The organism is Mediterraneibacter sp. 210702-DFI.5.30 (genome assembly GCF_020560115.1).
Lineage (GTDB): Bacteria > Bacillota > Clostridia > Lachnospirales > Lachnospiraceae > Mediterraneibacter > Mediterraneibacter faecis.
The window spans coordinates 1-268 of record NZ_JAJCME010000080.1 but is presented as its reverse complement, the minus strand read 5'-3'; the positions used below and the strand labels follow the sequence as shown (position 1 = coordinate 268).

The window sequence follows — 268 nt, the reverse complement described above, 5'->3', positions numbered from 1 at the left end:
AAATCTCGACAGATCTCATCAACGATGCCATCAAGTTCCTTTAAGGTTTTAAATTCACCATCGTAAGGAGCTAGTCGGCTAGTTGTTCTCGCTAGAGATTCCACAACTCCCTTTGTTTGTGGCCTGTACGGCTGACAGGCAATCGCCTTAAATCCAGCATCTTTACTAAATGAAAGAAATTTTTCGTTGAATTTAACATGTCCAGGATAACTGGAATGATGGTCTACAACCGTTGCCATATTATCAAACCAAATTTCTTTTGGAACAC

1 pseudogene is annotated in these 268 nt (G+C 39.9%); it reads right to left on the bottom strand.

What is annotated here, in order from left to right:
• Positions 1 to 268: pseudogene (locus LI126_RS14760) on the bottom strand (IS21 family transposase); the annotation flags it as partial.